The sequence below is a fragment of the Bacillus sp. YP1 genome (assembly GCF_000877815.1).
Lineage (GTDB): Bacteria > Bacillota > Bacilli > Bacillales > Bacillaceae > Bacillus > Bacillus subtilis.
Genome location: NZ_CP010014.1, coordinates 3,254,106 through 3,278,678 on the forward strand (window position 1 = coordinate 3,254,106; position 24,573 = coordinate 3,278,678).

Genomic DNA, 24,573 nt, shown 5'->3' on the forward strand with positions numbered 1-24,573 from the left:
CTTCATTATTCAGTCGGTTCAATTAAGCCATATTTCCCGTCATTTCTGCGGTACACGACATTTGTAAGGTTTGTTTCCGCATTTGTGAAAACAAAGAAATTATGGCCGAGCATATTCATTTGCAGGATCGCTTCTTCACTATCCATCGGCTTTAAATTAAAGCGTTTCTGACGGACGATATCCAAGCTCTCCTCCTCTTCTATGTCATCCTGAACCGCAATATCTGTATCAGAGCCAAGACCGTTTGCCAATAAATATTTTGGAGAGCCCTGCTCACGGAATTTACGGTTTACTTTCGTTTTATGCTTACGGATTTGACGTTCCAGTTTGTTTGTTGCGAGATCAATTGCGTTGTACATATCCTCGTTATGCACCTCGGACCGAAGCGCCAGATCTGTCATCGGAATCGTAACCTCAACCTTAGACTCCTTGTCATTGTAAAACTTCAAGTTGACGTTCACATCAGCATCCACGCTATGGTCAAAATAGCGCTCCAGCTTGCCGATCTTCCTCTCGACATGATCCTTTAACGCGGGTGTCACTTCAATATTTTCTCCTCTGATGTTATAGTTCATCAAAGAACGCCTCCCTTTTATTAAGGATATGTATCTATTTCTCTTTTACCCTTTACAATTCCTGCTGAAACATAAATCTTTTGTGAAAATTCAGTGAACTTTGTCGAATTTTGTTTGTATTTGCTCTGTTATTGGCGGTTCGGAGGTATATGTATATGCTGATTGAACGAAACAAATACCTCACACACGCCTAATTGATTAAAAAGGGTTCCATACATTGATGAATAGACAGCATCCATTTTCTATACTGAATCAGAAAATGTTCCTTTAAATACTCACAGAACTCATGAGAGGGAAAAGAGAAAGAGACCAATTGATCAAACTCCGCAAAAATTTGGTCAAATGCTTTCACACAAATTTCAGCACACCGCGAATCCATAATGAAGAGAAGTGTTGAATGTGTTGAATCCAAATAAAAAAAGGCTTGGATCAGATCTTGGTAGATCCGATCCCCTTCTGTTTTTGATAAATTCTCTTCAGCCTCTATCAAATAACACAACCCCTCTTCGATGGTAAAAAGAAGATGATAATAAGCTGATAAAAGCGTATAATCTTCAATGCTCTTCAAGGCACTCACCTATTTACGCTTGTCATAATATGTGCCGTCAATCGTAATGTTGTTATAAGGGTTTAAATACGTCGTATGCATCACACGTTTTCTTTTCATCTGCTGAAGTTCTGTTGCGATTGACTGCTTCAGTCTTTCCATTTCCTTCACAATCAGCTGATCCCATGTCAAAATAAGTTTCATCTGCTTTCGCTCTTCTTCTGAAAGCGGCAGAGATATCTCCTGAATCAGTTCAGACCGTGTAGCCACAAAGTCTTCAATTTGCTTTAAAAGTTCATCGCTTTCCGGCGTATTTTGTATGTGTGACAGCATACTCTTCGTCTCAGTGTATAGTTGATCTATATTATTCATGCGATCCCGCCTGATCCGTGCCGGTCCTTCCGTTCACTTTGAATGGCTTGTTTCCAAGCATCGCGAAAATCTGTTACATAACCTTCAACCTCAGCCAGCATGCCCGTATCATTTTTGATATTTGCCTGTACCAATCTGCGATACATATAATCGTACATCGCACCCATAGAAGCGGAAAGCTCTATGTTACGGTTAAGTGTAAAATTTAATTCCTGAATAATATTTTGCGCTTTAATCAGATTTTCATTTTTACGTTCCATATCATCATTCTCAATGGCCTGAGCGGCAAGTCTTATAAATTTCAAACAGCCATTATACAGCATAAGCGTCAGTTCACCGGGTGTAGCCGTATTCACTGAATTTTGCTGATAGGCTGTATAAGGATTTTGGATCGCCATGTGTCATCCTCCAAATTACATTTATTGTACAAGAAGCTGTGATAAATAGGACGCTTGTTCGTTCATTTTTTGAATCGCAGAATCCATTGCACTGAATTTTGAATAATAGCGGTTTTCTATGGTATTCAATCTGTCCTGCATATCAGTTATTTCAGTACTTATCGAGTTTAAATTTTTTCCAATGGAATAGCTACTAGCTCCCATTGTCGAGTTCCCAGCTTTTGCTTCAATGCTTTTCACCGTACTTCTAAGTGTATTAGTAATCCGCTTCATAATACCTTTATCGCTATAGTTACTATCATTTGTTCCACTTGTAAAAAGATTAGCAACTCCTTGAGGATCTTCTGCTATTTTTGCTTTCAATTTCTCTTCGTTAATCTCTAAGTGCCCTCGCAGTTGGTAAGCACTTGAAGTTGTGATGCCAAATTCAGTTAATTGATAGGTTTTCCCATCAGCATTAACTTGAGTATAAAAGTCAGTCCGCATTTGGTTCGTGCCGGTGCTGATGCTGGAATCATTTCTAAGCAAACCGCTTTTCGCCTTCTCCTCCCATAGCTCTACCTCTTTATCGGACATGGCTTCTTTTTGTTCACTCGTGAGCGGCGTATAGTCTCGGTATTTTTCTTCTTTCAGCTTTTCATTCAGGCTGTCAACCAGTTCATTGTATTTATCTACAAACTCTTTGATTTGGTTATAAATTCCGTCAACATCAGTAGAAACAGATGTGGTAACAGGGCCTGTGGCTGCAGTTGTATTTTTAATCGAGTAGGTAACACCATTCACCGTGAAATTGTTTGTCAGCTTCTCCATTTCAAAGCCGTTGATTGTGACTTTGGCATTTGTGCCTTCTTTGTAAGCAGTGAGCTTATTATCAGCATCCAAAGAAAAACCAAGCTGACCGGACATAAAGTCCGCTGTAGCAGAGTCTGCCGCCTGTATACTGCCTCCTGCACCCGTTGCTTTAGAAGAAAACGCAATCGTTTCTACGTACTCTGTACCATTCCAAATTTTATCTTTAAATGCTGATACTCCTAGATCTGAGCTGTTAAGTTTAGAAATCACATTATCAATCGTATCGGCACTCGTCACACTAATGTTCACTGTTTTTGCCGTTGTTTCGCCAGGCGCAACAACGTTAAATGCCAAATTGTGATCGCCTTGTGTGTATCCCGTATAATTGTTTGCCTTATACGTTGCTGCGGTTGCCAAGCTCGCCACTTCAACAGTAGACGAAGAATTCGGCGCACTTACGCTTCCTGTAGCAGTTAACACAGACTCATTAGAGCTTGTCACAGTTTTGCTCTGATACGTGCTCGGATATGTCAACGTATTTTTAGACATATAATCTTGCAATTCTTTTATTTTTGAGTTTACTTCACGATAGCTGTCACGCTGCCATTCAAGAGTCTGCTTTTTTTGTGTTAGCTTATCAAGCGGCGCTCTTTCTGTCTGCATCAGCTTTGATACGATATCATCTATATCCATTCCTGACGCCAGACCTGTTATTCTCGTGACCATTTCAAACCACTCCTATTCTACTTTTTTTCATCTACAAATAACCCAAGAAATTCAGTCATAGCCGCATAAAAATCAAGCCACCGTTTTGGTGGAATTTCGCGGATCACTTCATTTGTAGAGTCTTCTATTACCTTTACATAGTATTCATTTAACTTGTCATGAAGCTCGAACTTCAGATGAACTTGCGAAGGTTCCAAAAGCTTGTTCATTTCCCCCACCATTTCAGCAAGATTGGTATATGAAACTTGATGAACAGGAACCTCGTTATCATTATCTTTCTGATTATGTATTTGAGTATCATAACGATCCCAAACAGGTTGTAACGTAGTGAGCCTTTCAATGTTCAATTGATCATCCCCTATGCCCCAATCTATCGTTTATATCGACTAAGTCGAGATAAGATTACACATATTTTTGGAAAAAAACTGATCTGTTTTAGATTTCTTGTTCGGAAATATACTTAATAAATTTGCGGAGAATCCGATTATTATACCACGAGTTAGAGACAGCAAGGGGGAAGTATTCGGAGCTAGAAATATTAAATAAAAGACCTTGGCGTTGCCAAGGTCTTTTTTACAATTAACGTAATAATTGAAGTACGTTTTGCGGCTGTTGGTTTGCTTGAGCAAGCATAGCTTGAGAAGCCTGAGAAAGAATGTTGTTCTTTGTGAATTCGCTCATCTCTTTAGCCATGTCAACGTCACGGATACGAGACTCAGCAGCTGTCAAGTTTTCACCAGAAGCGCTTAAGTTGTTAATTGTGTGCTCTAGACGATTTTGTACCGCACCAAGCTTAGCGCGTTGAGAAGAAACTTGGTTGATAGCTTCATCAACAACTTTCAATTGAGCATCGAAACCGATATCAGCTGTATCTGCTGCATTATCTGCGAATTTTGTTACGTCAAGATCATTAACTGAATGAAGAGCTGCAATTGAACCATCAGCTTCTTTAATTCCAAGAGCGTCAGCACCCATATCCTCAATATTTACAGAGATTTGCTGTGTAGCATTTGCTCCGATTTGGAATACCAAGTTCTTTTGATTTGCAGGAGTAGCTGTGTCAACTTTGTAAGTGCCATCGAGCAATTTCTTACCATTGAATTCTGTACGATTTGAAATACCATCGATTTCATCTGTTAAAGCTGAAATTTCATCTTGAATAGATTGCAAATCAGTTGCTTTGTCCTGAGTTCCAGTGTTTCCAGCTTGAACAACTAGCTCACGAACACGTTGAAGGATCGCATGAGTTTCAGTTAATGCACCCTCAGCTGTTTGGATAAGAGAGATTCCGTCTTGAGAGTTTTTAGAAGCCATTTCAAGACCTCTGATTTGTCCTCTCATTTTTTCAGAGATCGCAAGACCAGCTGCGTCATCTCCCGCACGGTTGATACGAAGACCTGAAGAAAGTTTCTCCATGTTCTTTTGGCTCGCACTGTTGTTTGAAGACAAACGGTTTAGTGTGTTAAGTGCTGCGATATTGTGGTTAATTCTCATTGTTTTGTTCCTCCTTGAATATGTTGTTAAGGCACGTCCTTGTGCCCTTATTTTGTAACTGGCGGAGTCTTTTGCGCCTCCTCCCGGCTACATCATTAATATCGGATTGTCTCTGATTTTGTTAATACAAAAATAAAAAAATCCTCACTTTTTTTGTGAGGATAATGCCGAGATCACATCGCTGGATAACGCTGCTGCACGGTTATTTTCTTCCTGAATGGTCAAGTAAATTTCTTTCCTGTGAATATCAATATGCTTTGGGGCGTCAATTCCAAGCTTCACTTGATCCCCCTCAACCGCAATCACTTTTACTTCAATATCAGCACCTATTTGAATCGCTTCGCTTATTTTCCGCGATAAAACTAGCATGATTCTCCTCCAATCGGATGCTTTGTCGTATATGAGGAGTCGTGTAAAACGACTTGCTTAGCCATCATGTTCTTGCGATTCACAATAATGGGAGCCAATAAATTAGCAGTAGATTTTTCGAATGGCTCTGCCATGGTCAATATTGTCATGACTTCTACGTCTTGAATATTATCGATATCCAAAAGTTCAGCAGTTGATTCATCAAGGTCAAATTCATAATTCTTAAAAAAGATAAACGGACTTACAACGATGAACGCAAGATTTTCTGAAGTGACGGACTGCAGTGCCACGAATGGAGAGTCTTCTGAAAGCGGAAGTATGACAAATTGTTTTTCTTCTAAAAAGCCTGGAATCCCGCTTTCAAAAAGAATGATTTGTTCTTCTTTTATGTTCATTTGGCCATGGTACTTCGTATGAATGATCATTGTTCACGATCCTTTTCTTTTTACTTTTCGGGTGATTCTTTCGGGTATTCTACATCTATATTTAAATCAGGGTATTGGAGCATGTCAACCTTAACATTTCCTGGCGTATATTCAACAATTGGCTTATGCGGCTCAGCCTGAATAACAGGCTTTCGCGGCGTAATCTGAACGTCAAGCTGTGACGGAGTATATTGTATTTTCACCCTAGATAGAGAAGGAGCATAATTTTCACCTAATTGAATTTGGTGCATTTCAGAGTTCCTCCTTGCTTGTGAAGCGATTGGGTTCCCTTTAGTTTCAATTCTCATAAGCTCGTCGCCTTCTTCTGCAGTGCGCGCTATTCCCTCCATTACATCCTCATGCCCTTGTTGGGCGGCTTCTTCAATTCTCTTGAAAACATGCTTTCTGTCTAATTCTTCCCATGCTTGTGTCTGGTCAATCGTGAGTTTTCCAGGTGTCACCGATATTTCCATTTCCGCACTCGGCTGTTCGATCTCTAGATCAGCTTGAGGCTGCTCCATTTTTAAGCTGGCAGGCGTCGTTGTTAAACCAATTTTTCCTTGAACACTATGCATAATCAATCTGGGAATCTGCATCACTCTACCTCCTGAACTATAAAAAAAGCGAACTCCTAAGAGCCGCTTACTTTAAAAAGTCAATCAATGTAGGCTGAACAATTTGCGCATTAACGGCCAGAGTAGCCCTGTGCACACTTTGCTGCGCAATAAATTCAGTTATTACTTCTTCCAGTTCTACATCTTCATTGTCTGATAACACTTTGGTAGCTGTTTCTTCTTGCGCTGACAGTCTTGTATTAACCAGTTCAAGACGATTATATCTCGCTCCAAGATCAGATCGTTCAGCACTCATGCCGTCAGAAAAATGATCAATATCATCTAAAACACTGTCCATGCCATCTAGCGAACCAGAATTTAGTGCTTTCTCAAAAGAATCAAGCATTTCAAATACATTCTGCCCGCTTTCAGAAGTGCCTCCAAAAGCTGACTTTGGATCTGAATTCACTTTCAATGACATATTATTTGATATATTGACTACGACATCAGCTGTATCAGAAATTGTATAAGTTCCGTCTCCGTTATCTGTAACCGGAGGCTTATCTGAATTTGTGCCATTAAAGATATATCTGCCGTTCACTTGTGTATTCGCAATATTTAAAAGCTGTTCCTTTAACTGCTTTACCTCTACGCCAATCGCTTGCCGCTCCGACTCGCCGTTTGTATCATTTTGAGCTTCAACCGCTAATTCTCTGACCTTTGACAGGATGTCAATTCCTTCTGTAATGTTTGTTTCTGTGTTTTCGAGCCAGGTAAAGGCTTGAGAAGCATTGCTTTTGTACTGCTGCACTTGAGACAGTTGCGTATTATACTTTAAGCTTTTCATTGCTACTACAGGATCGTCGGAAGCTTTTGAGATTTTTTTCCCTGAAGAAATCTGCGACTGGAGTTTATCCAGCTTCGAGTAGCTCGAACCGATATATCTCAGTGAGTTTTGCTGTATCATGCCTTGTGTTACTCTCATGTGACTCTACCTACCTTCCTCCAACACCCATGCCGTTGATCACTTTATCAAGTAATTCGTCTTGTAAAGTCACCATTCTTGCAGCTGCATTGTATGCGTGTTGGAATTGAATCATATTCGTCATTTCTTCGTCTAAAGAAACTGCGCTCATTTGCTGACGGTTTATGTCAGCATCATTTAGCTGTGTTTCTGTATTAGACGCCAGTCGATTAGCCTCTTGAGCTTCGATCCCTAGCTCGCCAATCAGACCCGCATAATAATCTAAAACACTAGTTTCTTTACCGTTAATGGTTATTTTACCTGTTAAAACATTTGCTAATTTTGTAGCATTTGCGTTATCGTTGGCTGCACCAGTAAGTGAGAAAGCAATGTTTGCGCCTTTTGAATCTATTATGCTGTCAGCCACTTTGATCTTGCCCGCCGCGCCCTTGGCAGGTTCAGTTTCACCGCCAGTAAAATCAAAAAAGTCTCCGCCTTGTTCACCGCTCTTTGTCACACCATTTCTGTGCACTTCATTGAAAGCTTTCGCGAATTCAAGCGCCATATTGTCAAGATCAGAAAGCATTTCCGGGTATACGCCCTTTTCTTGGCCATCTGCTGTTATATACCCATAAGACTCTATAAATCCTAAAAGGGATCCCTTGCTGCTAAAGGACTCCGCCTGCACAGCTGTATCCCCGATTGAAATACTTGATACTAACCCAGTTTCATTATCATAGTTGGCTGCAAGTTCTGAAACCTCGTAATTTTTACCGTCCAAAACAGTTCCTAGCGACTGTTTATTTTTATCAAGGATTTCAATTGATACAGTTCCTTCAGCAGATGCAAGTGCATTCCCGCCTGATTTGTTGTAGCTGACTTTGATATCAACCATTGAGGATAATTTATCGATCAGCAAATCTCGCTGGTCATATAAGCCATTCGGAAGAAGCCCGACCGGCTCTACCTGTGCAATTTGCTTATTTAAACTGTTTAATTGAGAAAGCAGAGAATTGACATCCAACACAGTTGTATTTAGCTCTGCTTTTAAATTCGATTGGACATTTGTAAGTGATTCAGAAATATAATTAAACGTTTCAGCTACAGCTTGTCCTTTTCGAGCAACAACAGAACGTGCACTTTCTTCATTTGTATTATTCGATAATTCCTGCAGGGAATTCCAAAACGAATTGAGCACACTGTTCAAGCCGCTGTCATCCGTTTCATTTAAAACGCCTTCCATTTGGGACAGCGCTTTTGCCTTCGTGTCATAGTATCCGGCACTGTTGTTTTGAAGACGGTATTGGTAGTCAAGAAAGATATCTCTTATTCTCTCAACTGATTTTCCTTGAACGCCCGTACCCATTTGTCCCGCTGTTTTTTCTGCATTTTTAGATACAGCAGGGAAATAGTCAGTTGCCTCCAATGAGACCCGCTGTCTTGTATAACCATCAGTATTGGCATTTGCCACGTTATTTGCAGTAGTGCTTAACGCTGCCTGCTGAGCGCTTAACGCCCGCCTTGCAGTTTCAAGCCCCATAAAGGTAGATGTCATTTTCTGAATTCCTTTCTGCTAAGCTTTTGAATCAAACAGTTTCATTTGGCTGCTTTTCGGCAGCTCAGCTTTAATTGATTTGCTGTAATTGAAGTTATTTTCCTTAGGAACCAGCATATCGTACGAAATAGAGATGAATTGCAGCGCGTCTCTTGTCAGCTGCCTATTCATCTCATTTACTTTTTTCAGACGTCCGAGAACTTGAGAAAGAGATTCGTATAATTGTTCCAGCTCTTCCTTTTCACTGCCTGAGGTTTTGGCGATACATGCGGAAATAGTATTATTTTCGCTATATCCGAGAAAGGCCGAAGTTGTTTTGATCCGGTCATCTTCTGTCTGCGTGATTGCTTGAATATATTTTTGCTCTTTTGTCAAAATGTTAGAAAGCTCTTTTGTTTTGCCGGCTTTGAGCGCTTCCGTCTTTTCTTCAGACAGCGTGAGCAGGTGCTCATGCAGAACGCAAAGTCGCTTCAATTGTTCAATAATTGCCTTCGCTGACATGGGCTTTCTCCTTTTTTACTGCTTTTTATAAAAATTAATTATATTTTTCGCGATATGATTTGCGTCTACTTTGTATGACCCGTTTTCAATTTGCGCTTTAAGCTGCGCAATTTTTTCCTGTCGTGAACCAGTGACTGCGTCGGATGCATGTTGCATTTCTTTAGCCTGTGATGAAATTTCAATTTTATCTTGAGGCTGTGCAGCAGTTTTTTGCACCGCTTGCTTATCATAATTTTTTTGATATGGATTAACGGATTGTGTTCCAAATTGATTGATTTTCATAGGATTCCTCTCGCTTTCCGTTGCAGTCTTTAAACAATCTTAACCCTTTTATCGACTGCGTTTTCAGTTAGTTTAGGGAATCAGCTGTTTTTGGTATTATAGGCATAGTATGTGTCTTTTTTACTATTTTCTTTCTCGATTTTCAGAGCATCTTCGTGGTTCAAATGATCCATTTGATCCTTAATATCGGACTGGCAAGCCTTGCAGAACTTGCCTTCTCTAATCGATGTCCCGCACCTTTCACAAGGGTATGCCAAATTAGGAAGATGAGTGATCTGAATTCGCTTCTGCCTGATGAATTTCAATATCAGCTCTTCTTCCACACCTGTTTCCTCAGTTATCCGGCTCAAAGTTGATTGCCGGTTTTCCTGTTTTCTTAAAAATTTATAGACAGTCTCAAATGATTTTTCTTCTTCCTTAATACACGCCTGACATACGGTTTGCAGCTTTGTTTTTAAAAATAAAGCATTGCATTTCGGACAATTAGCCAGTTCTCCCATCTTTTTTTCTCCTTATTAGATAATATGCCTGTGTCAATTTCTAGTGATTATATCGGCATAAAAACAGAATCATTTAGCTTCTGATCAAGGTAAAAGATGACACTGAAGCGGCTTTTCCTTTTTCTAATAAGCAGCGGGCTGCGAAGTGCAAGGTGGCGCCTGTTGTATAAAGATCGTCTATTAAAATGATATTCATACCTTCTGCTGAATTATTTTTTGTATCAAAAATGCGCTCTGACAGCAGGCGTTCTGTTTTCTTTTTCTTTGACTGTTTCTCATTATTCAGGCGAATGAGGGGATGGTGGGAAGGCCGGTCTAAACATTCTGCCAAGAGCTGTGCCTGGTTAAATCCGCGCTCTTCTTCCCGTTCCTTGCTCAGCGGAATAGGTACAAGAACAAAATGCTTATCGGGGTAAACCTTAGAAAAGGTTGAAGAAAAATCACTTTTAAATGCATTTATGATTTCTGCATCTCCTCTAAATTTAAAACGGGAGAGCGTTTCTTTCATCATATCATTATATGTGTAAACTGAACGGTTTTGACGCAATAGCAAACTGTCTCTGATCCTTGTTCTCCACACCTCGCAATCCCTGCATACGGCATGAACAGATTGAGGTCTGCCGCACAGGGGGCAGATATGTCCTGTGATTTTCTTTAATTTGCTTCTGCAAGAATAACAAACCTTTTCATCAGGCTTTAGTAAAAAAAGGGCTCTCCATGTAACATCTTGAGAAAATTGCGAATCACATAATAAACAGATCAGTTTATGAATGCCTCCTCCTGCTTCGTTTGACATAAATCGCTTGGACTCTCTGAAACTACGGCAGCAGATTCAGCCAAAATGACAAGCATTGCTGTGTTTTTTTGTTTATCTACCAGCTCAGCTTTCGTATATGCGATCTTTTTAAAATCAGTAACGTAGGATGGACTCACTTTGTTTAAAGAAAGTGCCAATACATCGTTTTGGCATACTTGGCAAGTACAGGCCATATGAAGCTGGTCCATATATCGGTCGAGCAGTTCTTTCATTACGATTTCTTTTGAATTGACAAGCATTTTTACAGCTCCTCATCATCGGTTATATGAGTATACTGTACCACGTTTTCAAATAATGGCTAGTCTGTACATTCAACTTTTGCTGCCAATTCATTCATTTCTTTTATATGCTTTCTTGCATCGAGCATACTCTTTGTTTTGCCGAAGTGAAAGAAAATGACATCGCCGTCCGCATATTCTTTATGCCGGCCGGTTCTTCCTGCAATTTGAACAAGTGCACTTTCCGTAAAGATAGGTGATTCCGCTCCTAGTACACCCGTTTGCACCTTGGGGACTGTGACGCCTCTTTCCAGTATTGTTGTTGTGATTAATAGATCGAGCTGACCATCTCTGAATTGCTGCACTTTCTCCTTTCTATGCTTGTCTTCCGCGTGCACAGATGCGGTTCGGCAATGAACACCTCTAAAGCACGCAGCAGCCTTTTCCAGAATAGAAACGGAAGGAACGAATAAAAAAACAGGCCTCCCTTCTTTTACATGAAACTCTATCCATCTTTTCACCGCTGGCGGAATTTTATTTCGGTTTAATTTCTTCTTCCAGTTTCCACACCATACAAAGCGCGGTTCGGGTAAAGGTTTCCGGTGGTGTCTTGCGGGGATGCGAACTGAATGTAACTGTCCGTTCAGTGCTTTTCTTTTTAATTCTTTAGGAGGTGTTGCACTTAAATAAACGATGGTGCTGTTTTTCTTTCTTGCTTTTTGAACAGCGAATTGAAGGGTTTGATCAGCAGAATATGGAAAAGCGTCAACTTCATCAATGATCATAACATCGATTGCATCTTTATATCGCAAAAGCTGATGCGTAGTGGAAATCATAAGCGGAGATAGCCGCCCTTTGTCATCGCTTCCTCCGTAAAGCGCTGAAATGTCAGCACCCTGAAAGGCAGCCTTGAGCCTTGGAGCAAGCTCTAATACAACATCGGTGCGAGGTGTTGCAATACATACACGCAGTCCTTGATTTAACGCTGATTCTATACCAGGAAACAGCATTTCTGTTTTGCCAGCGCCGCAAACCGCCCAGATGAGGAGCTCTTCTTTTTTTGATATTGCTTCAATTAAAACATTGGCGGCTTTTTGCTGTCCGCTTGAAAGCTTGCCGTCCCATGTCAGTTTAATTGACTTCCAGTTTGGTGCATTTTCCTCTTCCCATGAATATAAAGGAACCTCCTCACTCACTCTGCCCATCATGACACAGGAACGGCAATACAGCTTATTCTTTCCAGATGAGTGATAAAAAGAATAATACCGCTGATCAGTTTGGCCGCACCTATTACATCTATATCCCCGTTTATTTATGGATATAGAATTTTCAGCAGTGATATATCCATTCTTGATATGCCATTCAATCATCTCATCGGAAAATGAGAGCTCAGTTCTGAGCAAATGACGGCTTCGAAGCGTCTGCTGCAATTCTCTAGAAAAGGAACTGTTTTTTTCAACTGGCACATTCACATAGCACGCCTCCTTTCGAGACAGTATGCCTGAATGAATATTTTCTGTCCAACTATTAAAATAAGAATATAAAAAAATCTCCGCTCTAAAAACGGAGATTTGGCCTTATTTAAAACACCAGCAAATTCCTAACGCACCTTCACCCAAATGAGTGCCGATTACCGCGCCAAAATAGCTGTTATAAAATTCAACATGAGGATATTTTGCAGAAAGCTCTTCAATGATTTTCGCTGCTTCTTCCTCTCGATTAGCGTGGATAACAGCAGCTCGCATAGGCAACCCTTTACTCGCATCTTCGTCTAAAAGCTCATAAATTCGCGAAATTGCTTTTTTACGTGTGCGAATCTTCTCAAAAGGCACAATTACCTTATTGTCAAAATGAAGGATAGGCTTTACCTTTAGAAGACTACCAATGAAGGCTTGGGCGCTGCTTAATCGCCCGCCGCGCTGAAGATGAGCTAAGTCATCTACCATAAAATAAGCACGAACTGTTTTTTTCATTTCTTCCAGTTCTTTTATAATATCTTCCGGCGATGATGCTCCGTTTTTGATTAATTCAGCAGCTTTAAGGGCATAAAAGCCTTGAGCCAAGCAACTGATCTCTGAGTCAAATGGATACACATCAATATTGTCGACCATCGAATCAGCCGCTGCTGCACTGCTGAATGTTCCGCTGATCCCGCTGGAAAGATGGATACTGATAACCGCATCATAAGACTTGCCAAGCTCTTCATATAGCGCAACCAACTCGCCGATTGGCGGCTGAGAAGTCGTCGGGAGCTCATTATGTTTTTTCACTTCTTCGTAAAAGCTTTTCCAGTCCAACTCAATTTCTTCACGGTAAGTCTCCTCCCCAAAAACAACCTGGAGAGGGATCATATGTATCTGATGTTGTTCACGCATTTCTTTCGGAATATATGCCGTGCTGTCTGTTACGACTGCAATATTCATAGCTTCGATACCTGCCTTATTGCTTTATAACTCTATTGTAAGGGAAACGGCAGCCTAAAAAAAGACCTGCCTAGAAAAAGGCAAGTCTCCTATTATACTATCTCATTTCTACCCAGCCATTTTTAATGGCGACCACAACGGCTTGCGTCCGGTCGTTTACATTCATTTTTTGTAAAATATTGCTGACATGGTTTTTAACGGTTTTCTCACTGATAAACAATGATTCACCAATTCCGCGGTTGCTTTTTCCGTCTGCAAGCATCTGCAGAACTTCACATTCCCGCCTAGTTAAAATATGTAATGGTCTGCGGATTTCAGGGTAAACCTCATGTTGAGGGTGTGCAGAAACTCCGCTTGTTGCAAGGCGGCGGAATTCGTTAACGAGGTTGTGAGTAACCTTCGGATGAAGGTAAGATCCGCCCTCAGCCACTACTTTAACCGCTTCAATTAATGTATCAGCATCCATCTCTTTCAGCAGATAACCTCTTGCACCTGTTTTCAGGGCATGTGTTACATAATTTTCGTCATCGTGAATTGATAGAATAATTACTTTAGATTCAGGATACAGCTCTACAAGCTGTTTTGTAGCTTCCACACCATTTACGTTTGGCATATTGATATCCATGATCACAACATCAGGATGATAGTGCTCAACAATACGAGCCGCTTCGTCTCCGTCATCACCTTCGGCTACCACTTCAAAGGTAGGTTCAAAATCCAATATCCGTTTAACACCTTCACGAAATAACTGATGGTCGTCGATAATAACAATGTTTACTTTAGTCACAAGCCACGCCTCCTTGTATTATTGTTCTATATACTCTAGCATTCGGTCAATATGCCTTTTGGCTCTATTTTACAAATCATAGTCAAAGAGATAACGGAACCTTAATCATAATAAATGTCCCAAGACCTATTTTCGAATCTATTGTCATCGTTCCTTCCAATAAATCTACTCTTTCTTTCATGCCCAGCAAGCCGAATGATTTGTTTTTCTTCTCTTTCGCTTCCTTCAGGTCGAACCCTTTACCGTTATCTTTTATCATTAAAATCACAAAATCCTTTGTGATCTCAACTTTGACTGTAATTTCTTCAGATTCAGAATGCTTTAGCGCATTAGACACAGCTTCCTGTGCGAGCCTGAAGAGCGCAACCTCAAACTGAGGCGCTAGCCTCTGATCCTCTGTTTCTCCAATGCACTGAAAATGTATTTTGACCTTCCCGTTATATTCCTCGGTTGTATATAGATATTTTCTTAAAGTTGGAATCAGGCCTAGGTCATCAAGGGCCATCGGTCTTAAATCATATATAATCCTTCTCACTTCGTAAAGGGCATTCCGAACATTTTGGCGTAGATTTTTAATTTCTTGGAATCCGTCCTCTGCGCCCCGGTCACGGAAAATCCGCTCGATTAATTCCGATCTCATCATAACATTCGCCAGCATTTGAGCTGGTCCGTCATGGATTTCTCTTGAGACTCTTTTTCGCTCTTCTTCCTGCGCCTCAATAATTCTTAAGCCGAAATCCTGTTTTGCCTGAGCATCAGCAAGAAGCAGTCCAACTTCGCGCAAATCCTGATTCAAGTAGTTGAGCACAACTGTAATTTGGCTTACTAATGATTCTGACCGCTCAATGATTTCCTGAAGCCCTAGCAATCTGCGCTCCAAATCGTCCCGCCGTTCGCGCAATTGCTTCTCACGCTGCTGGATCATCGTCAATTCTACCTGCAGCTTATGGGCTTTTTCATAAGCATTGCGGATTTCCTCTTCACTGAATCTATGAAAATTACGGCTGACCTCGGATAAACGGTTTCTCGCATGGCGGGTTTGCACTTCAAGTTTATCGCCAAGCTCGATCACTTCATACACCTGCTGTTTAATTTGTTTCAGTTCTTCAACCAGCTGTTCATACTGCTGGCGTGACTGCTCACCGATTTGAAAAACTTCGTCCTTGCTCCCGTCAACGGTTTTCAGCATCTTCATCAAAATAGAATCCAGCACTTTGGAATCCATCTTTGTTTTATTCATAATTTCCCTCCGTCACGGCGTTGTCATATATTTTTATTATAAATGTAATTGATCTGCAAATTATGTCGAATTATAATGAAAGAATGCGTATATTCTAGAAAAAAACATTTTTATATACTATCTACTCTTTATGATACCAAAATACGCACAAAAATTCTAAAGACTGTACGAATTTGTATAGGCAGTCTTTTATGCTTAGCAGGAGGGTCAGCTAGCATGCTGCACAGCTATTTTACTGTGAAAGAAGCAGGAGAACACGAGATTGTTATAGAAAAATCGCGTTTTATCTGTCATTTAAGCCGTGTTTCTACCGAACAAGAGGCACAGGAATTTATACAGAAAATAAAGAAACAGCACTGGAATGCGACTCATAATTGCTCGGCTTATGTTATTGGCGAGAATGATCATATCCAAAAAGCCAATGATGACGGGGAACCAAGCGGTACAGCGGGAGTGCCGATGCTCGAGGTTTTAAAAAAACGCAGGCTGAAGGATACTTGCGCCGTCGTTACACGCTACTTCGGAGGCATTAAGCTTGGTGCTGGCGGATTAATTCGCGCTTATGGGAAATCAGTGTCTGAAGGATTAAATCATATAGGTGTTGTAGAACGGAAGCTTATGCGAATCATGCATACTTCTGCAGATTACACATGGCTTGGCAAGATTGAAAATGAATTAAGGGAGTCACAATTTCTGTTAAAGGAAATCCATTATTCAGAAAATGTTGAATTCGAAACATACGTCGAAGAAAAAGAAACAAACGCTTTTTCTGAATGGATGACAGAACTGACAAATGGAAAGAGTGATATTAAAGAGGGAGAGTTGACGTATCTTGAAAAAGCCGTCAATCACATAAAGGAGACTGAATAATGGCTGAACGCGTTAGAGTGCGTGTGCGAAAAAAGAAAAAGAGCAAACGCAGGAAAATTTTAAAAAGAATTATGTTATTGTTCGCCCTTGCACTATTGGTAGTTGTAGGGCTTGGCGGGTATAAACTTTATAAAACCATTAACGCTGCGGATGAATCGTACGATGCCCTATCCCGCGGGAATAAATCAAATCTTCGCAACGAAGTTGTAGACATGAAGAAAAAACCGTTTTCTATTTTATTTATGGGAATAGAGGATTACGCGACTAAAGGACAAAAAGGGAGATCAGACTCTCTTATTGTTGTTACCCTGGATCCCAAAAATAAAACCATGAAAATGCTGAGCATTCCGCGTGACACACGTGTGCAATTAGCTGGTGACACAACGGGAAGCAAGACGAAGATCAATGCCGCTTACAGCAAAGGCGGTAAAGATGAGACAGTTGAAACTGTTGAAAACTTCTTGCAAATCCCGATTGATAAATATGTCACAGTTGATTTTGACGGATTTAAAGATGTGATTAATGAAGTCGGCGGTATTGATGTTGACGTGCCTTTCGATTTCGATGAAAAAAGTGATGTAGACGAAAGCAAACGGATTTACTTCAAAAAAGGCGAGATGCATTTGAACGGCGAAGAAGCCTTAGCATATGCCCGGATGAGAAAACAGGATAAACGCGGAGACTTTGGCCGTAATGACAGACAAAAACAAATCTTAAACGCGCTGATTGACCGCATGTCAAGTGCAAGCAACATTGCTAAAATTGATAAAATCGCAGAAAAAGCCAGCGAAAACGTTGAAACCAATATTCGCATTACTGAAGGTTTAGCGCTTCAGCAGATTTACAGCGGCTTTACCAGCAAAAAAATCGACACATTGAGCATTACAGGTTCTGATTTGTATTTAGGGCCTAACAACACTTATTACTTTGAACCTGATGCTACAAATCTCGAGAAAGTCAGAAAAACGCTTCAAGAGCATTTAGATTATACTCCTGATACAAGCACTGGCATTTCCGGTACCGGAAATGCAACAGACGGGACTGACAGCTCAAGCAGCTCTGGCAGCTCTGGCAGCTCTGGCACAACAACTGACGGGACGACGAGCGGAAACAGCTATTCGAATGACAGCAGCACAAGCTCAAACAACATTACAACGAATTCAACAACTGATTCATCCTATTAAAAAATGCCCGGTCCTTTTAGAGGATCGGGCATTTTTGCGCAGAAAAAAACTCCGGCACATAAGCCGGAATTTTTAATTCCTTTTCACCAGCCGTTTATAAAACTTTGTAAACGGCTTAAATTTTTCATTCACGAGTCCTGTCACTTCTGCTATGATTTGCATAAAAATAATTAAAATGAAGATAATAAACAAAGAAAGCCAAATTGTGGCACTTTTAAGTACTATCGCACTGATACTGAAAATAAATCCAATTAAATAAATAACTAAGACCGACATCCGATGTGAAAGGCCAAAGGCCATCAGTCTATGGTGAATATGCGACTTATCAGGGGCTGAAATCGGCTGTTTGTTTAATATTCTCCTGATGATAGCAAAAGTTGTATCAAAAATCGGTACGCCTAATATAATAATCGGGATAACGATACTGAACAATGTGACACTTTTATACAGGCCTAATAATGAAAGAATCGAAATACTATACCCTAAAAAAAGTGATCCCGTATCTCCCATAAAGATTTTTGCCGGGTGGAAGTTGTAAAACAAAAACCCCAGCGTGCTGGCAATAACGACTAATGAGAGTGACAGAATGAGCACTTTTCCGCCGGATAGCGCCATGACAGCGATCGTTGACAGGCCGATAACAGAAAGACCGGCAGCAAGGCCATCCAATCCATCAATCAGGTTAATTGCGTTCGTGATGCCGACAATCCATAATACCGTCAGCGGATAAGCCATCCATCCTAACTCAAATCGTTCTGTTAAAAAAGGTACTGAGAAAAAGTCCATTTTTAAGCCAGTGCTTACAATCATAATGGCTACACCTAATTGAATCAAAAACTTAACTTTTGCACTTAATTGATATTTATCGTCAAGAATACCTAACACAATAATGATGAATGCTCCGACTGTAATTGCCGTCATCCTTGTTTCTGTGTAAATACCGGATGCAAGCACGCCTGCAACCACCCCGATAAATATGGCCAGCCCGCCCATGCGGGGCATGATTTTGTCATGTACTTTTCGATTGCTGGGCTGGTCAACTGCACCTATTTTAATCGCAATCCTTTTTACGATTGGGGTTATGATTAAAACTGTCAGCAGCGAGACAATAAACGCAACAACAATGCGAATCATGCGTTCGTCAAGCATAAAGAAGTCTCCTTTGGAATTAAATGAAGTCTTTATTTATATAGAGAACCGTTCCTTCCATTATACCTTCTCCTTAGTTATTATAACAAGCTTCATCAAAAAGAAACACGTATAATCAAAAAACGCGCATCCCAATTTATAGGACTACGCATGTTTTTGAATCCCTGTATATTTCATAATTTGTGTAAATAAGCAATTCCAATCTTGTGTGCGAGCGATGTTTCGGCGCATTTCTTTATAGGTTTCGTCTCCGTTTTGTTCGAGAACTTTTTCACAAGCTGCTATAAAATCAATTGGATGATCACCTTCTACATATTCGTATACATACGGCTTTTGCATTTTTGAGGTTGACGGAAGATTAGAGCCGACGACAGGTTTTCCTGCCGCTAAAAATTCAAATAGTTTCAGCGGAAACACAGCTTGATTATACGATGATTTTTTATAAGGCATGATGCCAATGTCGATAAGCTCCATAAAATGCGGAACTTCTTTCGGATCTGCCGGGCCGGTCCATATGACATTTGGAAGCCTCAGCAGCTCTTGAAACGAAACGTCACCATTGGTGGCATCCGGGCCAACCCATAAAAATGTCCAATCAGGCTTTTGCAGGGCGGCTTCTTCAATCATTTTAAAATCGAGCTTCGGTTTAATTCCGCCGATAAAACCTAACACTGTTCCTTCTCTCCCCTGCAGTATACTGCGATCGGGAGCTTGTTTGTTTGCAGAAAACAGCTCATACTCCACACCGTTTTCCACAGTATGAACCTTTTCTCGTCCTGCAGTCAGTTTTTTGTCTACTTCCTTGTGAAGATAATCTGATGAACAGGTTATTGAATCTGCTCGTTGTATAATTCTCAGCTCTGCCGATTTAATGACTTTTCGCCGGAATTCAGACAGCAGATTTGATCGGCCGCTGATCGGCGCCGCCCATAAGTCACTGCAGTCATAAATGACCTGATCCCAAGGATACAGCGAAGACAGCAGCGGGAATCCCGGAAACGTGTACCATAAACAGCAGCGTTCACCGTTTGCAGAAGCAGATGTAAGCTCATCGAGTAATGGGGAGAGCTTATGTCTGTAAAAGACATCTGTATATCGTCCGAAACGAAACATTTTTTTCTGCAGCAGGTCTTTGACAGCGAATTGCCTGATGCCAGAATGGACTTCCTGAAACTCTTTCCCTTGGGCACGCGGAGCCGGACATACCCAAATAACTTCCTTCGTTTCCTCCTGAGCAGCTAAAAATTCTGCCAGCCGGTGCCTTCTGTATCTCAATTGGTCTTTTCCCCATTCAGCAGTGGCAACGATGACATGAATGATTGCTTCTTTTGTTTCCACCTTCATCACCTTTTCTCTCTGTTTGCGGCTATAATCTTTTTTTCACCGCGTTTTTTGCATATTGAACAAAACACCATGTTGCTTTCATAAAATGAAGCCGTTCGATCTCCCTGTAGACAAACCACGTTTTTCTCGCAGCCTTCCATTTGTTGCTGGAAATTGAGTTATTGACAAGCCGATATTCAGCCAGGCATTCATTCATTCCATAGGCAGTAAATCCTTTTTTTAAAAGAGACAGCCATGTGGCTAAGTCCTGTCTCGTTCTGATATTCGGCATTTGGATCTGTCCCGTTTGCTCCCTGTCAATCATCACCGTCAAGCAGCCGATAATTGTATTTTTCAGGGCGTCATCGTACGTCAGGCTTTCCGGCGCATGAATAAATTTATCGAGCGGGGTCCCGTCCTGCGCCATTAAGCTGTAGCCCGTGAAAGAAAACGCACAGGAGCGCTCCATCATAAACTCAAGCTGCTTTTCCAGTTTGTCTTTTTTCCATTTGTCATCACTGTCCAAAAATGCTACGTAGCGCCCTTGAGCGCGTTCCAACGCTTTGTTGCGAGCAACCGCAGCTCCGGAGTTCTCTTCCAGATACACCACATGAATTCTTTCGTCTATTTTTTCATACTGCTGTAAAATGTCGCGGGTCCCATCCGTTGAGCAATCATCCACGATAATCATTTCCCAATGAGGATGGCTCTGATCTAATACCGAATGAACCGTGTCTTCAATATAGTCACGCGCATTATAGGAAGGTGTAATGACAGATACGAGAGGTTTCCAATTGGTCATGATCACATCTCCATCGTATGATTTTAAAAGGATTCTCTGAAAAATTCAGGAATGACAACGAACATAAAGGCAATCGTAAGGCCAATCATAACGCCGAGAACTGCTTTCTTTTTCGGAGACATTCCGCCGCCTGCTGTCTCACTTACGGTTTCGGAATCAGTAACACTTGCCGCTTTCAGGTTAAGCTGTGTGTTTTTGAGCTCATATAAAAATCTCTCTTTATCCACTTTGGAATCCTCGCTCACCGACTCGCCTTCAAGCGCGTCTATGCTGCTGCGGATGACGGCTTCTCTTTCTGCATACAGCTTTTGATCATTTTTGAGGAAGGTGGAGGATATGGCGTTTAAGACAGATTCCGTTCTATCCTTATCCTCGTCGCTATAGCTTAAAGTCAGTAACGATTTGGATTCCGTTTTGATGGTAAGCTTCTCTTTGATCTCTGCTACATCTTCATCCTTTTCATCAGGAAGCGCCTCCTTCAAAAAAGAGTCGCTCTTAAGCAGAAGCGGAATCTCTTCTGTGCTGTTATAAACCGGATGATCATAGCTCCCCACAGCCAAAGTATCTTCAGCTGTATAGCTCTTTTGATCAGCGATCTGTGACGGCAGGATATCCCCCGCCGCACCTAATATAATTGGCACCGCTATGATCCAAATGATATTTTTTTTTATGCGACGGGCTATTCTTATCAATATATCGTTCATATAAGTCTCCCTGCTTTTTGTAGTCTGTTTATCTGTACATCGGCTCAGGCATTTGTCTGGATCGCCTTAACACATTCACGGCGGCGATGACGAGCGCCATAAACACCCAATGGAAAAATAAATTTGAAACAGAGCTTGGGCTGATACTTGATACCAGGAAACTGACCATAGCGGTAATAAGTCCTTCTGTGATCAGTTTTGACTGATTTTCTAATTTTCTTTCATAAAACTTGTAAAGCACCCATATGAGGTAGGCATAAACGGACAGATATCCCAGCATGATGAACAAGCCAAAATTAGCAAGAATTTCAACAAGCCAGTTATGCACCTCTGCCACATTGTCAGTATCATATACAGCATAATGCTCAAGATAATAGGATACATTTCCTGCTCCGACTCCGAATCCGTATGAATCAAGGAAAAAATGCCAAGCGTTTTTCAGCAGATTTGCCCGAGCCACATTTGATGGAAGCCTGTCATGAAATGAATGCAGCGTCTGCGGGGCCAGAAACAGCTCCCAAAACTTTGAATAGATTTTGCTGGCGAAAAGAACTGCGAAAAGAGCAATTCCCGCCGCCGACAGCCATATAGCCATTTTCTTTAAAACAGGCGGCAATACAATGAAGATGTAGACAGCAATACCTGCAAAAATACCCAGAAGGCTGGCTCTTGAACCAGTGGCAAAAATTAAATACAACGCACAGAGCGAGAGCACAAGGCCAATTGCCTTGATGTATCCATTCTTAATGTTTTTCATCATCGTGATGTAAAAAAAGAAGCTGATGGATAAAAAGGTCGCAAAGTCATTTTGATTAAAAAAGACCGATGTCGGATAATGCTGCTTATACTCCGGTCCGCTGTACAATGTGGAACTCGGAAGATGATGGTGGGTTATATGATTGTAAAAACCAATGATCATCAGAAATACCGTCATCACCAGCCAAATGGCATAAACAATCATCAGCCGCTCCATTTTTTGCACGTACATGACAATAAGATAAATGAAGAAAATTCCCATTGCCAATAAGGCTAAATACTTGAGGCCAACTGTTACCGACTTGGCCCACAGCAGAGAAACAAGGCCATATATAAACCAAAAGGCGAAAAAGAGTAAAATCCCTTTTACTTGCAGCCCATGCCATCTTTCAATATGGGTTCGATTCCGAACCATGCCGAAAATATGAAGGCAACCCGCTGCAATGAGCAGAAGCCGGTAAAGGAACAAACTGAAAAATCCAAGATGAATAGCGAAAAATGCATTATTTAAAAAAGTGCAGGCGATCAAAATATAGATTACAGCCATAAAGAGCCGTTCTTTTGTTGTAAATGCGGTTGCAAGCGTCAGTAAAAACAGGCCAATTGCCAACACCGCAAGCACAGCAGCCATCTGCATGAAACCTATATCTTTATGGATGGCTCCCAGCAATAGGACGACTCCAAATATAGCAGCGGCCAGTAACGCTAGCATATGGACCGCTGATCGTTTGATACTCACATGTTTAACCCCTTTCCTGATGTTTCAGGAGCCGGCGGCCGAGCCTAGCAGCCGGCAGCTTCAACCAAGTAACACTTTTTCTTTTTATAAATTGACGCTTCCCAAGTCTTTAGCCAATTCTTCAAGCGGCAAGCCCGGAAAATACTTGTCAGAAGGTTCCGTTCCCCGAACAGCGGGACGGCCGATAGAGTGATAAATGTATCCGACTGCCTGCATCTCTTCAAGTGAAAATAAATTTCTGCCGTCGATGATGACTGGCTGTTTTAAGAGGGTTTTCACTTTTACAAGCTCCATTTCTTTCACTTCCGGCCAATCCGTTAAAATCAGGCATGCATCAGTGTCTTCCATCGCAGCATACACATCTGTGTAATACTCGACCTGTTCGCCAAGGATCGCTGAAGCTTCAGGAATAGCAATCGGATCGTATGCTTTTACATGGGCGCCCAGCTGCTGCAGCATTGGGATAATATCAAGCGCTGGAGCGGATCTCACATCGTTCGTATTCGGTTTGAAGGCTAATCCCAGGACTGAAATGGTTCTCCCTTTGACGCTTCCCATAACAGTCAAAAGTTTATCTACAATATGAACACGCTGCTTTTCGTTCGTTTCAATGACAGCTTCGATGAGCTTGAATGGATAGCCTGCCGATTTTGCGATTTGAAGCAGCGCGGTTGTATCCTTTGGAAAACATGAACCGCCGAATCCAATACCCGCTTTAAGGAACTTTCTGCCGATACGGCTGTCAAGACCAACACCATCAGCAACTTTTGAAACGTCTGCGCCGACTCGCTCACAAATGTTTGCGATATCGTTGATAAAGGAAATCTTTGTCGCCAGAAATGCATTCGCGGCGTATTTAATCATTTCTGCACTTTCTAGGTTTGTTTTAATGACAGGAGCATGGAATGGCTGATGAAGTTCCTCAATGATGGCAGCGGCTTTATGACTTGTTGAACCAATCACGGCACGCTCCATATTCATCGTGTCATGAATCGCTGACCCTTCCCGAAGGAATTCAGGGTTAGATACAACATCAAATGAGTATCTACCCTTTGAGGCTTTTTGAACGATAGATTGCACCAGTTTCCCTGTTCCAACCGGGACTGTGCTTTTATTTACGATCACTTTGTAGCCGTTAAGATGCTCACCGATTGTTTTCGCCGCCGCTTTGACGTACGTTAAATCAGCTTCACCTGTTTTGGACATAGGCGTTCCGACTGCAATATAAATAATATCTGAGGCCCGAATGGCAGACGGGATATCGTTCGTAAAGGTCAAGCGCTGATCCAGCACATTTTTTTCAACTAAGTCTGCAAGCCCTGGTTCATAGATTGGGATTACCCCATTTTTCAGACTTCTGATTTTTGATTCATCGATATCACAGCAAACAACTTTATTGCCGATCTCCGCAAAGCAAGTGCCTGATACGAGTCCTACATAACCTGTTCCAATGACAGCTATTTTTTTCACAGCGCTCATCCCTCTCCTGTAAAATGATCTTCCTATT

Annotated in this window: 29 protein-coding genes; 2 read left to right on the top strand and 27 right to left on the bottom strand. The window is 41.3% G+C overall.

The features are described 5' to 3' along the window. Positions 1-5 precede the first annotated feature (5 nt). The 21 genes from hpf to degS all read right to left on the bottom strand — a co-directional run bounded on the left by hpf (position 6) and on the right by degS (position 15,539). Positions 6-575 (bottom strand): ribosome hibernation promotion factor, encoded by a 570-nt coding sequence (gene hpf, locus QF06_RS16035; protein WP_003228031.1) that lies wholly within the window; start codon positions 573-575, stop codon positions 6-8. 190 nt (positions 576-765) lie between these two features. After that, on the bottom strand, positions 766-1,143 hold the full coding sequence (locus QF06_RS16040; protein WP_032726950.1) for a DUF8042 domain-containing protein: 378 nt from the start codon (positions 1,141-1,143) through the stop codon (positions 766-768). A gap of 9 nt (positions 1,144-1,152) precedes the next feature. Next, positions 1,153-1,494 (bottom strand): flagella biosynthesis regulatory protein FliT, encoded by a 342-nt coding sequence (gene fliT, locus QF06_RS16045; protein WP_003242603.1) that lies wholly within the window; start codon positions 1,492-1,494, stop codon positions 1,153-1,155. Beyond that, complete coding sequence (fliS, locus tag QF06_RS16050) at positions 1,491-1,892, bottom strand: flagellar export chaperone FliS (RefSeq protein WP_003243747.1); 402 nt, start codon at positions 1,890-1,892, stop codon at positions 1,491-1,493. Before fliS ends, fliT begins: the two co-directional genes overlap by 4 nt. Positions 1,893-1,913: 21 nt before the next feature. After that, complete coding sequence (locus tag QF06_RS16055) at positions 1,914-3,410, bottom strand: flagellar hook-associated protein 2 (RefSeq protein WP_014478123.1); 1,497 nt, start codon at positions 3,408-3,410, stop codon at positions 1,914-1,916. 17 nt (positions 3,411-3,427) lie between these two features. Continuing rightward, positions 3,428-3,757 (bottom strand): flagellar protein FlaG, encoded by a 330-nt coding sequence (gene flaG, locus QF06_RS16060; RefSeq protein WP_009968250.1) that lies wholly within the window; start codon positions 3,755-3,757, stop codon positions 3,428-3,430. A gap of 232 nt (positions 3,758-3,989) precedes the next feature. Next, positions 3,990-4,904 (bottom strand): flagellin Hag, encoded by a 915-nt coding sequence (gene hag / locus QF06_RS16065; protein ID WP_003228021.1) that lies wholly within the window; start codon positions 4,902-4,904, stop codon positions 3,990-3,992. Between the two features lie 144 nt (positions 4,905-5,048). Further along, on the bottom strand, positions 5,049-5,273 hold the full coding sequence (gene csrA, locus QF06_RS16070) for a carbon storage regulator CsrA (protein ID WP_033884178.1): 225 nt from the start codon (positions 5,271-5,273) through the stop codon (positions 5,049-5,051). Beyond that, positions 5,267-5,698 carry a flagellar assembly protein FliW gene (gene fliW, locus QF06_RS16075; protein ID WP_003228007.1) on the bottom strand — a complete coding sequence of 144 codons (432 nt, stop codon included), beginning with the start codon at positions 5,696-5,698 and terminating at the stop codon, positions 5,267-5,269. The genes csrA and fliW overlap by 7 nt, the downstream gene beginning before the upstream one ends. Positions 5,699-5,718: 20 nt before the next feature. Continuing rightward, on the bottom strand, positions 5,719-6,294 hold the full coding sequence (locus QF06_RS16080) for a DUF6470 family protein (protein ID WP_041850476.1): 576 nt from the start codon (positions 6,292-6,294) through the stop codon (positions 5,719-5,721). Positions 6,295-6,340: 46 nt separating this feature from the next. After that, positions 6,341-7,237: a flagellar hook-associated protein FlgL gene (gene flgL / locus QF06_RS16085; protein ID WP_015714797.1), complete on the bottom strand. Its 897-nt coding sequence runs from the start codon at positions 7,235-7,237 to the stop codon at positions 6,341-6,343. 10 nt (positions 7,238-7,247) lie between these two features. Next, the gene (flgK, locus tag QF06_RS16090; RefSeq protein ID WP_003228001.1) at positions 7,248-8,771 is read right to left on the bottom strand and encodes a flagellar hook-associated protein FlgK; all 1,524 of its coding nucleotides are present in this window, start codon (positions 8,769-8,771) and stop codon (positions 7,248-7,250) included. 18 nt (positions 8,772-8,789) lie between these two features. Then, positions 8,790-9,272, bottom strand: a complete 483-nt coding sequence (gene flgN, locus QF06_RS16095; protein WP_014481048.1) for a flagellar protein FlgN — start codon at positions 9,270-9,272, stop codon at positions 8,790-8,792. Positions 9,273-9,287: 15 nt separating this feature from the next. Next, positions 9,288-9,554, bottom strand: coding sequence for a flagellar biosynthesis anti-sigma factor FlgM (flgM, locus tag QF06_RS16100; protein WP_014481049.1), 267 nt, complete (start codon positions 9,552-9,554; stop codon positions 9,288-9,290). 80 nt (positions 9,555-9,634) lie between these two features. Beyond that, a complete protein-coding gene (locus QF06_RS16105) occupies positions 9,635-10,054 on the bottom strand; it encodes a TIGR03826 family flagellar region protein (protein WP_003227995.1) in 420 nt (139 codons plus the stop codon). A gap of 73 nt (positions 10,055-10,127) precedes the next feature. Next, entirely contained in the window at positions 10,128-10,850 is a 723-nt protein-coding gene (gene comFC, locus QF06_RS16110; RefSeq protein WP_014481051.1) for a comF operon protein ComFC, read from the bottom strand. Next, a complete protein-coding gene (gene comFB / locus QF06_RS16115) occupies positions 10,814-11,110 on the bottom strand; it encodes a late competence protein ComFB (protein WP_003227989.1) in 297 nt (98 codons plus the stop codon). The genes comFC and comFB overlap by 37 nt, the downstream gene beginning before the upstream one ends. Before the next feature lie 59 nt (positions 11,111-11,169). Next, positions 11,170-12,561: an ATP-dependent helicase ComFA gene (comFA, locus tag QF06_RS16120; RefSeq protein WP_041850475.1), complete on the bottom strand. Its 1,392-nt coding sequence runs from the start codon at positions 12,559-12,561 to the stop codon at positions 11,170-11,172. A gap of 105 nt (positions 12,562-12,666) precedes the next feature. Beyond that, positions 12,667-13,512, bottom strand: coding sequence for a DegV family protein (locus QF06_RS16125; protein WP_003227986.1), 846 nt, complete (start codon positions 13,510-13,512; stop codon positions 12,667-12,669). A 97-nt stretch (positions 13,513-13,609) separates the two neighbouring features. Beyond that, on the bottom strand, positions 13,610-14,299 hold the full coding sequence (degU, locus tag QF06_RS16130) for a two-component system response regulator DegU (RefSeq protein WP_003219701.1): 690 nt from the start codon (positions 14,297-14,299) through the stop codon (positions 13,610-13,612). A gap of 82 nt (positions 14,300-14,381) precedes the next feature. After that, positions 14,382-15,539, bottom strand: coding sequence for a two-component sensor histidine kinase DegS (gene degS / locus QF06_RS16135; protein ID WP_003227983.1), 1,158 nt, complete (start codon positions 15,537-15,539; stop codon positions 14,382-14,384). A 216-nt stretch (positions 15,540-15,755) separates the two neighbouring features. Between degS and QF06_RS16140 the strand changes: the two genes are divergently transcribed. Both QF06_RS16140 and tagV read left to right on the top strand, forming a co-directional pair. Beyond that, positions 15,756-16,409, top strand: a complete 654-nt coding sequence (locus QF06_RS16140) for a YigZ family protein (protein ID WP_003227979.1) — start codon at positions 15,756-15,758, stop codon at positions 16,407-16,409. Further along, positions 16,409-17,593, top strand: a complete 1,185-nt coding sequence (gene tagV, locus QF06_RS16145) for a polyisoprenyl-teichoic acid--peptidoglycan teichoic acid transferase TagV (RefSeq protein ID WP_041850474.1) — start codon at positions 16,409-16,411, stop codon at positions 17,591-17,593. The genes QF06_RS16140 and tagV overlap by 1 nt, the downstream gene beginning before the upstream one ends. A 72-nt stretch (positions 17,594-17,665) precedes the next feature. Here the strand turns inward: tagV and QF06_RS16150 are convergent, their stop codons facing one another. The 6 genes from QF06_RS16150 to tuaD all read right to left on the bottom strand — a co-directional run bounded on the left by QF06_RS16150 (position 17,666) and on the right by tuaD (position 24,536). Then, positions 17,666-18,742 (bottom strand): MraY family glycosyltransferase, encoded by a 1,077-nt coding sequence (locus QF06_RS16150; RefSeq protein ID WP_003227975.1) that lies wholly within the window; start codon positions 18,740-18,742, stop codon positions 17,666-17,668. A 144-nt stretch (positions 18,743-18,886) separates the two neighbouring features. After that, positions 18,887-20,080 carry a teichuronic acid biosynthesis protein TuaH gene (gene tuaH, locus QF06_RS16155; RefSeq protein ID WP_080332566.1) on the bottom strand — a complete coding sequence of 398 codons (1,194 nt, stop codon included), beginning with the start codon at positions 20,078-20,080 and terminating at the stop codon, positions 18,887-18,889. Between the two features lie 28 nt (positions 20,081-20,108). Beyond that, positions 20,109-20,867, bottom strand: coding sequence for a teichuronic acid biosynthesis protein TuaG (gene tuaG, locus QF06_RS16160; RefSeq protein WP_038829893.1), 759 nt, complete (start codon positions 20,865-20,867; stop codon positions 20,109-20,111). Between the two features lie 23 nt (positions 20,868-20,890). Then, entirely contained in the window at positions 20,891-21,571 is a 681-nt protein-coding gene (gene tuaF, locus QF06_RS16165; RefSeq protein ID WP_043940206.1) for a teichuronic acid biosynthesis protein TuaF, read from the bottom strand. A gap of 28 nt (positions 21,572-21,599) precedes the next feature. Beyond that, positions 21,600-23,066 carry a teichuronic acid biosynthesis protein TuaE gene (gene tuaE, locus QF06_RS16170; protein ID WP_041850472.1) on the bottom strand — a complete coding sequence of 489 codons (1,467 nt, stop codon included), beginning with the start codon at positions 23,064-23,066 and terminating at the stop codon, positions 21,600-21,602. 84 nt (positions 23,067-23,150) lie between these two features. Beyond that, the gene (gene tuaD / locus QF06_RS16175; protein ID WP_080332565.1) at positions 23,151-24,536 is read right to left on the bottom strand and encodes a UDP-glucose 6-dehydrogenase TuaD; all 1,386 of its coding nucleotides are present in this window, start codon (positions 24,534-24,536) and stop codon (positions 23,151-23,153) included. Positions 24,537-24,573: the final 37 nt, after the last annotated feature.